The sequence below is a fragment of the Ohtaekwangia koreensis genome, assembly GCF_900167975.1.
GTDB lineage: Bacteria > Bacteroidota > Bacteroidia > Cytophagales > Cyclobacteriaceae > Ohtaekwangia > Ohtaekwangia koreensis.
In genome coordinates, this window is sequence record NZ_FUZU01000001.1 from 1,585,621 (window position 1) to 1,599,848 (window position 14,228).

Here is a 14,228-nt window from a genome sequence, read left to right on the forward strand (position 1 = left end):
TAGTTAATGCTCAGGCTTTGTTCACTTTTTGTTTTGCATATTCACCAATGGAATCACTTTGGTTCCGATCAGTTCAATGGATTTACTCAACTGTGCATGCGTCAGGCCTGCATTATCCATTTGAAAAGTGAAGCGGTCAACACCACCCAACGATTCACTGTGACGCAACAATTTTTCAGCCACTCGTTCCGGACCTCCTACCACAAGGACACCTTTTGGAGCGATCAACGAATCGAACTGTGATCGCGTAACCGGAGGCCAGCCGCGTTGCTTGCCAAGCCGTGTCCATAACTCCGCGTATCCTGGGTAATATTCAGTTACGGCTTCCTCATCTGTTGCTGCTACATAGCCGGGAGAATGCAATCCAACACTCAGTTGTTCGGGTTTAAATCCTGCTTTACTCCCTGCTTCGCGATACAAGTCAATCAACGGACGGAAGCGATGTGTTTCACCTCCGATAACTGCAACCATTAATGGCAACCCCAAACTTCCTGCGCGCACAAAAGATTCCGGAGTTCCTCCTACACCTAACCACACAGGCAGCTGTGGCTGCAAGGCGCGGGGATAAACTGGCAAGTTGTTAATGGGTGCGCGAAACTTGCCAGCCCAGGTAATAAACTCCTGATCGCGTATCTTAAGAAGTAAGTCTAACTTCTCTTTAAATAGTGCATCGTAGTCATTTAGGTTGTATCCAAATAAAGGATATGCTTCTATGGACGAACCACGACCCACAACCAACTCTGCACGACCTTTCGATATAAGATCTAAGGTGGCATAACTCTGATAAACGCGCACCGGATCAGCAACGCTCAATACTTTCACAGCACTCGCAAGCCGTATGCGTTTGGTACGCGCTGCTGCAGCGGCCAGTATTACTTCCGTTGCCGAATCCAGAAACTCCTTTTTATGATGTTCGCCTATACCAAAAACATCGAGTCCTGCCTGATCTGCTAAACTGATTCGTTCCAGTAATTGCTCCATCGCGTCCACGCTACTCAGCGAGTTGCTACCATACATTGCCGAGGCAAAACTGTCTATTCCTATTTCCATATTGTTATCTCCTTTTCGTTGTAAAAATGGCAGAAACGCTCGTACATCTCATTGATAAATGATAAGAAAGGCGATTAACAAATATCAATGAATGATGAAGTTACATACAAACTCATTGCGGAATGTCAACTGGATTGGGTAATGGTTCGGTTGCCGTAGTTGATTAATCAAGCTCGAAGGAGAGTTTAATAATGGATATATCGGTGATGGAAAAGTTAAAAGTTCTTCCGTACAAGATTTGACTTGATCATGCTTACCTCATATATACTCAATACCTTTAATAACAAAGAGCGAGTTGCACACTCATGTACGGTGATAAATCGAATAGTGTTTAGTTATATAGTCTTGTAACGAAGTTGCTTCATACGAATATTCCCTGGAGTGAGGCTATATTTTAAGGGTAGTATATTTTTCTATTTCACCAGTGTATAAATGATTCATTAAATCAGGTGGTGTATTCTATTTGAAGACAGCCATTCAGGCTTCTATACTCCACTTGATCATTGTGAAGAGTATGCTATACATTGGAGATAATATACACCTAAACACTTTTATCCGAAATTGTTTAATACTATTAATAAGACGAAATACTGTAAATGTATGGTGAAACATCTGTTTACTTTCCGTTTCTTTCTTTATTGTTATGTATCATTTTGAGCATTAAAAATCCCAGGACTGGAATATTTGGGTGACTCATGAAGGGCTTGCGAACGTTTTTGAAGTATATCTATACTCCATAATCCTGATTTTTGTCAGTAAACACTTCATGACCAGTTGACTTACTAAAAGCTCATTCGATGCTTAATTAGGGTATATTTTATTTCTAAGCGCTTTTATTAGCGCTATAAACGAGGGTAAAAGTTACTTCCGGTGAAGCCATAGATTATTGTGTCTGGAATTACAACGATTGCTTGGTTCAAAATCTGTACTCTGCGGTGTGTATCAAATTGCGGTAACCATAAAAAAAGATTCTAACCCTAAAATTATGTTCAAAGAAAACGAAACTCAACCTGCTGCGTCAAAGAACCAAAACGGAAAGCACCATAATGGTCACATTGAAAATTCTGCGACTACCACCAAACTGCAGTCTGATGTTATTAATACTGTATTTGCAGTTGCTGAGTTTGATCCTTCCGGAAATGTACTACGTGCCAATGATATATTTTTGGATACGTTTGGATATACTATAGAAGAATTGGTTGACAGCCACCATAGTATTCTGGTTGATATGCTATATGCGCGCAGTAAAGAGTATAAGAAATTCTGGAACGACCTTGCTCTGGGCATCGCGCAGTCGGGTGAGTATGCCTTTGTTGATAAAGAAGGAAATGCAGTTTGGTTGCTGATATCATACACACCAGTAACAGATAGCAAGGGAAAGGTTGTGAAGATTGTTACCATGTCTAAAAATATTACTGAATCGAAGACTAAATATTCTGATTACGAAGGGCAAATTAATGCCATCAATAAATCGCAGGCGGTAATCTCCTTTAATCTTGATGGAACCATTCTGGACGCTAACGATAATTTTCTGAAATCACTTGGCTATACTATTGAAGAAGTAAGGGGTAAGCACCATAGTATATTTGTGGATAGCGCCTATGGACAAAGTCAGGCCTATAAAGAATTTTGGCAGAAGTTGAATCGTGGTGAATTCATAGCTGATGAGTTCAAACGTATTGGTAAAGATGGGAAAGAGATATGGATACAAGCGTCTTATAATCCAATCCTTGACCTCGATGGAAAGCTTTTCAAGGTAGTGAAGTTTGCCACGGACATAACAGATCAGAAGTTGAAGAATGCTGACTACCAGGGTCAGATTGATGCAGTAGCAAAGTCTAATGCTGTAATCGAATTTAACATGGACGGCACCATCATTCATGCAAATGATAATTTTCTAAAAACAGTAGGCTATACGTTGAATGAGATAAAGGGAAAGCATCATCAGATGTTTGTGAGTGCAGACTACGCACGCACTACTGAATATCGTGCTTTCTGGGATACATTGAATCGTGGTGAGTTCTTCGTTGGCACCTATACACGTCTGAATAAAAGAGGAAATGAAATATACCTGCAGGCGTCTTATAATCCAATTCTTGATTTGAATGGTAAGCCTTTTAAGGTGGTAAAGTATGCGTTGGATATGACTGAAATTATCCGTGTAATAAAAGGCATGGCCAATGGAGACTTAAGTCAGCGTTGTGATATATCGATAGATAATGGTGGACTGACATCTGAAATAAACAGAGCGCTTGATAATCTGAATTCTGTCATGGGAAATATAAGTCAAGGCTCTGAAGTCGTTGCAAAATCTTCTGATCTGCTACAAAAAAAAGTAGAAGACATGAGACGCAATACAACAGAGGTGGCTGCAGCTATAGCGCAGATGGCGAAAGGCGCACAAGACCAGGCACAACGTACAGACGAATCTTCTAAACTTGTTAATCACGTTTTGGCTTCTGCAAATGAAATGGAGAAGAAAGCAAATGTAATCAACAAGGCTGCTGAAAGCGGATTAGAAAGTTCGAAGCAAGGTGTACAGACTGTTAAAGTATTAGTGGAAAACATGACGGAGATTAAAGACTCCGCGGGTCAAACATCTCAATCTATAACTGTGCTGACAAAACGTACGGAAGAGATTGGTAGAACGCTGAACGTTATCACAGATATAGCGAGCCAGACAAATCTGCTTGCTTTGAACGCTGCCATTGAAGCTGCACGAGCAGGCGATGCCGGAAGAGGATTCGCAGTAGTAGCAGAAGAAATACGGAAGCTTGCCGAAGACTCACGCAAGTCGGCTGTTGAAATCGAAAAGATCATCAGCGATGTACAGAAAGATACTGCAGCAGCTGGAAAAGCAATTGATACTATGGAGGCCAGCGTTCGCCAAGGAAATAAGTCTAGCAATGAAGCTGAAAAAATATTCCTGGAAATAGCGCGCTCTACAGAAGAGACCTTCGGTTCATCCAAGGAAATTCAAACGGCCACTGTTACACAGAAAGATTTCATCACCAGTGTAGTGAAAAATATAGAGCAGATCGTAGTGGTCTCTGAAGAGACCGCAGCGGGTACACAACAAGTAGCAAGCTCCAGCCAGCAAATGAGCAACGGCATGATGGAAATTGCAAAAGCAGGAGATGAATTGTCGGCAGTGGCTGCAGAGCTGCAAGCGGGTACTACACAGTTTAAGCTGAAGAAATAATACCTACAACTATATATACATATATAGTCAGGCGAAAATCAAAGTTTCCAGGAATTTATTGCAGCAACAACAATGAGCAAGACAACACAAATAAAGGAACCTAGCGCTGATCAAGGACGGATACAGCAAATCGTAGTATTTAAGTTAGGACAAGAAGAATACGGCCTGCATATAGATCAGATTCGGGAAGTGGTGATTACACCAGTTATCACAAGAATGCCACAAACACCTTCTTTTGTAAAGGGCGTAGCCAACATCCGCGGTAATGTCATTGCCATACTGGATCTGGAAGATAAATTCGGTTTGGCCGATCATAATTCGAAACGGTCTGAAAATAATTTTACACTGGTAATTGAAAGCGATGAATATAAAATGGGTATACTGGTATATGAAGTTCCCAATACATTATCCATTTCTTCCACCAGCATCGAAGCTTCTGTTTTTACAGGCGATCAACACACAGAGCAGTCCTATATTGCCGGAATTGCAAAGCTGGATAAGCGCCTGATCATAATGATCGATATTTTCAAAGTGATTGGTGAGCAGGAAATGCAGCATGTTTTTAAACGTCAGAATCCGCAAACACAGCAGGCATGATGACGCGGATACTACCGATAAATCATGTAAATGTCACAGCGAAGGCTGTGGTATATATGTGTTATGGCCTTGGCTCCTGCATTGGTTTATTCGTTACCGACCGGGCTACAAAGCTTGCAGGCGGAGCACACATTCCTGTACCATCTTCGTTAGACACGGACGAACTACTGGGAGCTCCATTGCTGATTGATAAATTACTGCAAGCCTTTCAGCAACAGGGAAGCGATCTCAGCTGCCTTCGCGCGAAAATTACAGGAGGTGCGCAGGTATATGAAAGTTCTTCAGACATCGGCAAACAGAACATTGAAGCGGTAAGGCAAGTTCTGGTAGATAAAAAAATATTTTTAGCTGCTGCAGATGTAGGTGGTACAGTATCACGAACGGCACGCTTCAACAGTATGACCGGTGAATTAAAAATTTCTACATCCGGACAAATGATATACTCCATCTAAAATTATATCCCAATGACAAAAAATGTTTTAATCGTTGATGATTCGCTATATATGCGAACTGTTATAAAAGACTACCTGGAACAGGCAGGCTATAAGGTTGTTGGTCAGGCTTCCAACGGTGAGGAGGCTATCGATCTTGCTTTTGACCTTCAACCCGATATTATTACACTGGATAATATACTTCCGGATATGATCGGTACGGATATACTCAAAGTATATAGTAAAGAGAAGCTTGGTTCCAAAGTAATTATGATCAGCGCTGTAGGACAGGAGTCAGTTATACAGGAGGGCCTCAATCTGGGAGCCAAAGCATACATCGTGAAGCCGTTTACTTCTGAGCAACTTCTTCAGGAAGTAGGGAAACTATAATTTATACTTCCTATGCCTGGACCCAAAATAAAAATCCTTTTGATCGAAGACTCTGGATTTATGCGGATTGTTCTATCAGATCTGCTGCGTAGAGACGAGACGATTGAAGTAGTGGCCACTGCCTCCAACGGACTAGAAGGTGTTGAGAAAGTAAAACATTTTAAACCGGATGTTGTCATCACCGATATGGTAATGCCGCAATATGATGGCTTATATGTAGTGCAGCGACTCATGAAAGATATGCCGTTACCAATTATACTACTCAGTTCTATGGATCGCACCAATCCCAGGATATTTGATGCTCTTCGCGAAGGTGCGTTTGATTTTGTGGATAAGCCGGGCAAAGAAACAGCGTTGCAAGAATATATAGCATTGACGCAAATGGTTCACGAAGCCTCGTTGGCGGATTATGTAAAGCTTCGTCAACTGGCCGAAGGCCGTAATACGAGTGCGCATACTTTTGAAGCGCGACTCAACTATGATCTGATAGCTATAGGAGCTTCCACGGGAGGTCCAAGTGCAATTGAGCTTATAGTTAGTAATCTGCCGAAGAACATTACTGTACCTATTATTATAGCGCAGCATATGCCTTCCCGGTTCATTACATCTTTTGCAGCTCGTCTGGCTGACAGCACAGGCTTACGTGTAAGCGTTGCTGAGGATGGCGAGCACTTGCTCAACAACCATATATACATGGCGCCCGGAGATGCAAACCTCTGCGTTGGCTTTTCAGGATCGAGCCCTGTGATGCAATATAGTGACGCTATATATAAAGAGTATAATCATCCCTCAATTGATTGCCTTCTTGAATCGATAGGTGCGATGTATGGAAGACGAGCCATCGGAGTGATCCTGACCGGTATGGGAAAGGACGGCTGCTCTGGATTAAAAAAAATACGCGAGGCTGGTGGACTTACAATTTCACAAGATGAACATTCATCTATAGTATATGGAATGCCGAGGGTTGCTTTTGAATCAGGATCCTCGATGCATCAGATGCCGTTAACAGAAATTCCAAAATTTATCATCAGCGCATTATGAATCAGGATGAAAAAGATCAGGAATACCGTGAAATATTCTTAGCGGAAGCGCTTGAGAATTATACTGAGATTAACAGACTTCTTACTATTGTTGAAAAAAATGTTGGTGACAGTCAGTCAGTTCATGCTTTGTTCCGTATCACGCATACCCTGAAGGGAAATGCCACCGGAATGGGATTCGAAAAAATTGCCGAGCTGGCTCACGTCATGGAAGATTTCTTTGGAGAAGTCCGTGATGGAAGAATTGCCCTGGGAAGTGACATTTTTTCATCAGTGTTTAAAGCTGCCGATGTGTTAGGAGAATTGATTGAAGCGATTAAAACTCCGAAAGATGTAAAATACCGTGGTATCAAAACCAAGCTGGAAGTGTTGATTAAAAATGCAACGGAAGGTACAATGCGCACTGAGCATCATCCGGCATCAACGCAAGTTGCAACGGCAAGGCTATCCGCAGATATACTACCTTTACAAGCAGGTGATGACTCTGAATCAGGTGTTGGATCAACGCAGGTAGCGTTTTCAGATCTGATCCAAGTCTCCGTTAAAAAGCTGGATAATCTTTTGAACTTGGTAGGAGAACTTATAATTGAACGCGATCGTATCATTGCCAACAATGCCCGTTCGCATACTGCAAATGAATTCTCAAGGCTCAATCGTATTTCTTCTGACCTGCAGTATTCCGTTATGGATGTGCGGCTTGTACAAGTAGGTTTCTTGTTCAATAAATTTCACCGTATCGTTAGAGATGCATCTGTTAAAGAGAGCAAGCAAGTAAACCTCAAACTTGAGGGAGTAGAAACAGAAATTGATAGAAATATACTTCAGGTCATTAGTGATTCGCTTATTCACCTGATTCGTAATTCTGTTGGACATGGGATTGAATCACCGGAGGAACGCATAAAGAAAGGAAAAACAGCAGAAGGAAATATTATGCTGTCTGCCACCAGTGAATCCGACACCGTGGTCATTACTATAAAGGATGATGGCGCGGGTATTGATCCACAGCGTATCAAACAAAAAGCCATCGCGAAGAATATCATTCACGCGCAGGACGCAAACCAGTTGAGTGAACGCGACTTGATTATGCTGATTTTTGAACCAGGTTTTTCTACCATGGATCATGTTACAGCTATATCTGGCAGAGGTGTTGGAATGGATGTAGTGAAGAGAGCACTTGATTCTATAGGAGGTACCATACAGGTGGACTCTATGATAGGCGAGGGTACAATCATTACTTTGCGTTTGCCATCCTCTATGGCGGTTAAGTCTACGTTATTGTTTGAGCTTGAAAGTCAAACGTATGCTATACCACTCTCCTATACCGAGTCGGTAATTTCCATTTATAAATCAGCGGTCCATAAGGCAGGGCAGGGGCTTATTACCGTACACTTGGGCAACACGATTCATATAGTATTTCTCTCAGATCTGTTTGCACAAAGCGTAGGGGATTCAAGAGGTCGCTATGCTTCTTTCGATCAGCTTCATGGCGAGCAGAAACTGGAAGTTGTCGTAGTTACTTTCAATGGTAAAAGAATAGGATTTATAGTGGATAAACTTCTTCAGCAAAAGGAAATTGTAGAGAAGCCTTTGCGAAAACCTTTTGATGCAATTTCTTTCCTAAGCGGAACCACTATATTAGGTAATGGAAATGTATGCTTGTCGCTAAGCATTCCAGGCATAGTCAACGCATTATTTACAAATCAGGTGAACAAAACAGTCAACGCTTAAAATTATGTTACAGGAAAAAAGAAAAGTCGTAGAAGATGTTTTGCAAGGGGCATATAAATCTGGTTTTTCAAATGCGGCCGCTTCCTTGTCCATGATGACAAAGGACAAAATAGACTTCGGTAATTTGACGATGGGACTTCACAAGCTTGACTCTGATTACTTTTCTGAAAAATCATCTTTTAATCATGCCGGAGCAAGCCTTCTTGTCACCACAGAAGTCTTTGGTGATGTAACGGGGAAGAGTTACCTGTTTCTTTCGGAAAGAGAATTTGAACTACTAACGAGTACAATACCTTCTAATCATCATGCTGATGTTGACTTGAAAGAAGAGTTTATAAAAGAACTCGATAATATTTTATCCGCTTCCGTGATTACCAAGCTGTCCAATACGCTTCAGTATAAAATGTACGGTGATGTACCCGTCATGGTCGGGAAAGTGCAAGGTAAAATTGAAGATATCATTTATGATGATTTCAATGATCAGGCCGAAGAGGTATATATAAGTTCGATCATGTTCTCTTTTGAAGGCCATCCTGCAATGAAGCCTTGCTTTATTTGGGTAATGGATAGTAATTCCATGAATGTAAGCAAAGAATAGTGCCTCATTTTTAAAGTGAGTGGTAGCAATCAGACCACTTCGATCGCGAGTATATATATTCGCTTTCTATATATAGGAGAAATTTTAAATCATCGGTACTTCATTTGCATTTACCGATTCAGGCAATGCTATAATTATGGAACCAAATGAAACAGTATTTGTAACGTTATCGGATGAAGAGCTCAAATCTCTGACAGATGCGATTCATCAACGCCATGGCATTGATTTTAGCTGCTATGAACCCAAGTCGTTAAAGCGGAGAGTTGTACGGGCACTGCATATATTTCAATTCGGCTCTGTTCATGAATTGTGGGTGAAAATATTGCGCGATCATTCTTTTATATACCCATTCATGGATGAAATCAGCGTAGGACTTACCGCGATGTTTCGTGATCCTGTGCTTTGGAAGCAAATGAAGTCTCTACTCACAAACGAGCTGGCTGCAAAAAAAGAATTATCCATCTGGCATGCCGGATGTTCTACTGGAGAAGAAGTATATACCATGAACATCGTGCTAAAGGAATCGCGGTATGCCAAACCCGTGAGAGCATGGGCCACGGATATAAGCAACCAATCAATCGAGACTGCTATGAAAGGGGAGTATCACACTTTGAAGGTAAGCGAGTATGATCAGAATTATAGGCAATTCAACCCGGCAAGTTCTCTGAATAAATATTTTCGGGAGGGGCAGGATTCTATTGCAATGGATAACAGTCTCATCAGTCATGTCAATTTCCAGCATCATAATCTTATTAAAGATCCCGTTGATAAAAAGTTCGACATTATTTTTTGTCGGAACGTGATGATTTACTTCGATAACAACACCAAATTCAAACTGTTCGAAAAGTTCCATCAGGCACTCAATCCTGGCGGATTGTTTATCATCGGTTTTTACGATGCTATTCTTCCATTGGTAGATGAGAGCAAGTTCAAAGTTGCAAATCTGGAAGCGAAAATATTTCAGAAGGTATAAGGCTCAAATATATCTGGTTTAAGGATCACACTTAGCAGAAATAGAATTCTCGGTATAAATATCATGTTTAGTATCACGGTATATAAGGACGGCTACTGATAAGTAGCCGTCCTTATTATATTATATTAAAATGTTGGCTATGTTATTTGAGCACTATCCTGATCTGATCAGTTTTACGATCACTATTTTCAACACGCAGATAGTAAATTCCGCGTGGATAGGTATTTACAGGAATATTCAATGTTTTCTCATTACTGAAATTCGTAGTGAGTTTTTCGTGTGAAATAGTATATACTACCTTTTGAGTTTTTTCACTGTACAAGCTAATCTGCCGTGGTAACGCTACGGGAGCGTCATCAAAGCTCAATGAGAGTATATCTGAAGTCGGATTGGGATATGCTACACTTAAACTTCCACAACTGCTTGCATAAAAAGTTTTGGAGTAGGGAGCACTTATGCCACAAGCATTTTGGGCCGTTACCGAAATAGATTGTGATGGTGCAGCAGAGCTGTTCACCGTTAACATGGCTACAGAAGTATATACCCCTAATCCATCATAATCTGTAAAATATGAAGCCCAGCTTCCAAAGTTCCAGTTGTATTGTGTTACGCTTTGTGCACTTTGATTAGAATTGCCAACCGCTATACCTAAATTATATCCATAACAAAGTTGATTACCCGAAGGCGGTCCCATTCTTACTGTCAAACTTGAAATAGCGGAAGGCGAACCAACGGTTACTGTTTTGGTTAACGTAACAACACCACATAAACCGTTGAGCGTTGCCGTAATGGTGGCAGTACCATTAAAGCTTCCAACGCGCGATGCTACTCCGCTGCTATTAATAGTTACTCCGCTTGAGTTACTCGACCAGGTAATGGTTGTACCAGCAGGTTGGTTGCTAACTGTAAATGTAGCGCTCGGGCAAATGTGCGTTGGTCCGGAGAGGACAGCATTATTAATTGCTGCCTTCACAGCGGTAAAAGCATTTAGTCGTCCAAAGCCAAATGTATTATCAAAGCCTGATGACCCCATATCGGTAGCAGTCTGCTGTAGTAATGTTCTTACCTGTGTTTCTGTTAGCGTAGGATTAGCAGAAAGCATCAATGCCACGACACCAGAAACTTGAGGAGCTGCTGCTGATGTTCCATTAAACCCATTAAAGAAATCTCCTGCATCATACCCATTAGCACCTGGCCTATCAATGGTGCGGATGTTTCCGGTTGGAATATTACAACCACCTATTTGTGCAGTTCCTGCTGCTCCACCGGAAGGTGCCACTAAATCCATTTCTCCACCTCTGCTGCTATAGCCATGTATATTTCCTACATTATCAATCGCACCTACTGTGATTACACCATTCACATTTGCAGGAAACGAAACACCATTAAAGCAACCAACACACCCAGCGACAGGATTCCAATTACCGGAAGCAAAGACAACAGCACATCCACGGGTTACCCCATTCCTTACGCGCCCTAAAGTGCGTGCGTCTATTATTTCCTGCTCAATAGCAGGTATATTGTTAGTCGAGTTAAAGCCCCATGAGTTACTGATAACATCTGCATTTCCAAAGGCAGGATCCCACGCTCTGTTAATAGAAGTTACCAACTGTGCTATAGTTTCTCCGCCAACAAAAATATTTATAGGGTATATCAATGCATTCGGTGCAATGCCGGCAACGCCAAGCGTATTATGAGATGCTGCAATTATACCCGTGCAAGCCATGCCATGCCCAACCCGATTTGTTCCTGCACAAACAGCATTGGGGCGACCAAAGCCGGTGGCATTTAAAACCGTAAATCCCTGCAATACCCTTCCTGCTAAATCATTGTGATCTTCAACGCCATCATCGATTACAGCAACTCTTATATTACATCCTCGAGTGATATCCCAGGCCTCGGGAGCATTTATATCTATACCTGCTGTTCCACCGAATTGTCCGGTGTTATTGAGATAGTATTGATCTCCAAATGTAGGATCAGTCGGAATTAGATGTTTTTCTATTTGCGCCAGAAAATCCGGATGACACCACTCTACTAAACCACTCTCATGAATTTTATTCGCAATGTCCAATACATTTTCTCCTTTAACTACTTTAAAGAAGTATGTACCTTGGCCAGTGCTTCCTTCCTGAGATATACCATTCTCCGCCAGTCGTTTGATCCGATCGACTGCCACACCATTCTTCGGACGAAAAATTATATCTCCATTCAGATAGTATGGAACACCGTTTCCGTAGAAGACAGGCAGTTGGAATTCTACATCAGAAACATTCAGGCTCGCCTTATTTCCTTTTGCCTGCTTTAATAAAATAAAAGGTTGTCCACCAATAGATAATTCACTGGCATTGTCAACCCCTTTTAATCTTGCAGCTTCCTCCATTAACGTTCGTGCTTCTTTACCACCCTTTTTAATTTTCAATAAAGTTTGTGTAGAGTCGGCAGTTAGAATCAGTTTTTGCTTCCCGGTCCAAAAGTAGGCTTGCTGGGAAAAGGAAGTAACGGTTGCTAATAGAATGACAATAAACAAAGTAGGTATACTCTTTCTCATAACATGTTGTTTTTTAGTTTGAATTTGACTTATACAGAATATTTTATTTAATGCACGGAGCACGGAAATTATTGATACTATATATCGGATTCATGATGTTGACATTTATAGCACAACCTTTTGTAACCTATATTTCTCTCTATTCTATCCGGCCAACGATTTTTACTTGTTCCTTACGTGAGTATAGAACACAATTAGTATAATGCCAATAATCTTTGAGTATTTTTATTTGAATTTTCATATATAGTTGATGTTCACGTTTTCATAAGATTGAAAAGCATAACTATATATTTTATCCGTTGCGACATTGAATTCAGTTGAAGTGTACCTTCAACTTTATGAGGCATCAATTTTTGACGCAAATCGCCTCTTAGGATGTCGCAACTATAACCACGATGTCAAGCAATCGCTGTTGATATTTGTGGCAGATAAAAGAGCATCAAATTCTAAAAGCGATTTCTATGCGAAAATTAAAACTACAGGTACAAATGAGTCTCGATGGTTTTGTAGCGAGACCGAATGGCGAACTGGACTGGCAATGGATTGGTAAACCGGATGAATCTATATTACAACGTGTGATCGAATTGGCTGAAACCTGCGATACCATTTTACTGGGACGCAAGATGACTCGTGGATTCATTGATCACTGGGAAGATACACTCGACAATCAGTCTGCAAGTTTGCACCATTCATTAGCACAACAAATGGTTAGTATGCGCAAAATTGTTTTCAGTCGCACAGAGACAGATATCAAAGGCAGAAACCTGGAAGTAGAAAATGGCGACTTGGCCGCTGCAGTGCACGAACTGAAAAAACAACCTGGTAAGGATATCATGGTTTATGGTGGCGCTACTTTTGTAAGTTCATTGATCAGTCAGAATCTTGTTGACGAATATTATATATTCAGAAGACCTGTTGCAATTGGAAACGGGCTCTCAATTTTTAATGAGCAAAAAATCTTAGAATTAGAGAGTTCCATCTCTTATAAAAACGGAACATTGCTCAATAAATACCTGCCGGTATAATTGAAGTAAATTTCGGAAAAGACAATATGTGTATCTGTTTTAACTTTCTTCAAAATCAATATAAAGGCAAACATGAATACGATCGGTACCATCACTCAACTTGAATTCGCCCAGATCTGCTGGGTAATCCCAGACATTCATACTGCTGTAAAATTTCTTTCGAGAACTCTTGGTGTCGCTGGCTTTCCTGAACCGGAAAATGTCCGTGCGCAGGATCTGAATATGACCTACTATGGCAACGTTGTTGACGGAGAATGGCTGACTACGCAGACTTACAACGGCGGCACTTTCATTGAACTCGTTCAGCCTATATCTGGAAAAAGTATGTTTCATGACTACCTCGAGAAATATCCTGCAGGGGGCATTCAACACAATGCGTTCCGTTTACCAGTGAATGGTTTTGAGAAGATCACGAACGATCTTCGTGAACAAGGTTATGCAGTCATCAGCGAAGTCGATCATTCCATTGCAAGAATGGCTTTTTTCGATACATACAAAACGCTGGGTGTTGTTACCGAGATCATGGGCATCACACCGGAGGGTTGGAAAGCAATCGAACAAATGCAGAATGCTCAGTGAGGAAATGTATTGTAAATAATATTGAAGTTAAACATTCGTTAATGATGACCATTTAAGGAGTTTC

At 41.1% G+C, this 14,228-nt stretch carries 12 protein-coding genes; 10 read left to right on the top strand and 2 right to left on the bottom strand.

From position 1 onward, the window contains the following. Positions 1-21: 21 nt before the first annotated feature. On the bottom strand, positions 22-1,050 hold the full coding sequence (locus tag B5Y40_RS06820) for an LLM class flavin-dependent oxidoreductase (protein ID WP_079685928.1): 1,029 nt from the start codon (positions 1,048-1,050) through the stop codon (positions 22-24). 985 nt (positions 1,051-2,035) lie between these two features. Between B5Y40_RS06820 and B5Y40_RS06825 the strand changes: the two genes are divergently transcribed. From B5Y40_RS06825 to B5Y40_RS06860, 8 genes are all read left to right on the top strand, one after another. After that, complete coding sequence (locus B5Y40_RS06825) at positions 2,036-4,252, top strand: methyl-accepting chemotaxis protein (protein WP_143785643.1); 2,217 nt, start codon at positions 2,036-2,038, stop codon at positions 4,250-4,252. A gap of 72 nt (positions 4,253-4,324) precedes the next feature. After that, the gene (locus tag B5Y40_RS06830) at positions 4,325-4,849 is read left to right on the top strand and encodes a chemotaxis protein CheW (RefSeq protein WP_079685930.1); all 525 of its coding nucleotides are present in this window, start codon (positions 4,325-4,327) and stop codon (positions 4,847-4,849) included. Then, positions 4,846-5,301 carry a chemotaxis protein CheD gene (locus tag B5Y40_RS06835; RefSeq protein ID WP_079685931.1) on the top strand — a complete coding sequence of 152 codons (456 nt, stop codon included), beginning with the start codon at positions 4,846-4,848 and terminating at the stop codon, positions 5,299-5,301. The genes B5Y40_RS06830 and B5Y40_RS06835 overlap by 4 nt, the downstream gene beginning before the upstream one ends. Before the next feature lie 12 nt (positions 5,302-5,313). After that, positions 5,314-5,670, top strand: a complete 357-nt coding sequence (locus B5Y40_RS06840) for a response regulator (RefSeq protein WP_079685932.1) — start codon at positions 5,314-5,316, stop codon at positions 5,668-5,670. Positions 5,671-5,682: 12 nt separating this feature from the next. Next, positions 5,683-6,711 (top strand): chemotaxis-specific protein-glutamate methyltransferase CheB, encoded by a 1,029-nt coding sequence (cheB, locus tag B5Y40_RS06845; RefSeq protein WP_079685933.1) that lies wholly within the window; start codon positions 5,683-5,685, stop codon positions 6,709-6,711. Beyond that, positions 6,708-8,438 carry a chemotaxis protein CheA gene (locus tag B5Y40_RS06850; protein WP_079685934.1) on the top strand — a complete coding sequence of 577 codons (1,731 nt, stop codon included), beginning with the start codon at positions 6,708-6,710 and terminating at the stop codon, positions 8,436-8,438. Before cheB ends, B5Y40_RS06850 begins: the two co-directional genes overlap by 4 nt. 4 nt (positions 8,439-8,442) lie before the next feature. Further along, positions 8,443-9,036, top strand: a complete 594-nt coding sequence (locus B5Y40_RS06855; protein WP_079685935.1) for a hypothetical protein — start codon at positions 8,443-8,445, stop codon at positions 9,034-9,036. Positions 9,037-9,172: 136 nt separating this feature from the next. Beyond that, a complete protein-coding gene (locus B5Y40_RS06860; protein ID WP_079685936.1) occupies positions 9,173-10,009 on the top strand; it encodes a CheR family methyltransferase in 837 nt (278 codons plus the stop codon). Between the two features lie 142 nt (positions 10,010-10,151). Here the strand turns inward: B5Y40_RS06860 and B5Y40_RS06865 are convergent, their stop codons facing one another. After that, complete coding sequence (locus B5Y40_RS06865; RefSeq protein WP_079685937.1) at positions 10,152-12,560, bottom strand: S8 family serine peptidase; 2,409 nt, start codon at positions 12,558-12,560, stop codon at positions 10,152-10,154. Positions 12,561-13,021: 461 nt separating this feature from the next. On the opposite strand from B5Y40_RS06865, the gene B5Y40_RS06870 reads away from it, so the two are divergent. Further along, entirely contained in the window at positions 13,022-13,585 is a 564-nt protein-coding gene (locus B5Y40_RS06870) for a dihydrofolate reductase family protein (protein ID WP_079687108.1), read from the top strand. A gap of 72 nt (positions 13,586-13,657) precedes the next feature. Next, positions 13,658-14,164 (top strand): VOC family protein, encoded by a 507-nt coding sequence (locus tag B5Y40_RS06875; protein WP_079685938.1) that lies wholly within the window; start codon positions 13,658-13,660, stop codon positions 14,162-14,164. Positions 14,165-14,228 lie beyond the last annotated feature (64 nt).

Bases quoted from the DNA above. Each gene is read 5' to 3' on its own strand.
- B5Y40_RS06820 (WP_079685928.1), bottom strand. From the start codon at position 1,050: ATGGAAATAGGAATAGACAGTTTTGCCTCGGCAATGTATGGTAGCAAC.
- B5Y40_RS06825 (WP_143785643.1), top strand. From the start codon at position 2,036: ATGTTCAAAGAAAACGAAACTCAACCTGCTGCGTCAAAGAACCAAAAC.
- B5Y40_RS06830 (WP_079685930.1), top strand. From the start codon at position 4,325: ATGAGCAAGACAACACAAATAAAGGAACCTAGCGCTGATCAAGGACGG.
- B5Y40_RS06835 (WP_079685931.1), top strand. From the start codon at position 4,846: ATGATGACGCGGATACTACCGATAAATCATGTAAATGTCACAGCGAAG.
- B5Y40_RS06840 (WP_079685932.1), top strand. From the start codon at position 5,314: ATGACAAAAAATGTTTTAATCGTTGATGATTCGCTATATATGCGAACT.
- cheB (WP_079685933.1), top strand. From the start codon at position 5,683: ATGCCTGGACCCAAAATAAAAATCCTTTTGATCGAAGACTCTGGATTT.
- B5Y40_RS06850 (WP_079685934.1), top strand. From the start codon at position 6,708: ATGAATCAGGATGAAAAAGATCAGGAATACCGTGAAATATTCTTAGCG.
- B5Y40_RS06855 (WP_079685935.1), top strand. From the start codon at position 8,443: ATGTTACAGGAAAAAAGAAAAGTCGTAGAAGATGTTTTGCAAGGGGCA.
- B5Y40_RS06860 (WP_079685936.1), top strand. From the start codon at position 9,173: ATGGAACCAAATGAAACAGTATTTGTAACGTTATCGGATGAAGAGCTC.
- B5Y40_RS06865 (WP_079685937.1), bottom strand. From the start codon at position 12,560: ATGAGAAAGAGTATACCTACTTTGTTTATTGTCATTCTATTAGCAACC.
- B5Y40_RS06870 (WP_079687108.1), top strand. From the start codon at position 13,022: ATGCGAAAATTAAAACTACAGGTACAAATGAGTCTCGATGGTTTTGTA.
- B5Y40_RS06875 (WP_079685938.1), top strand. From the start codon at position 13,658: ATGAATACGATCGGTACCATCACTCAACTTGAATTCGCCCAGATCTGC.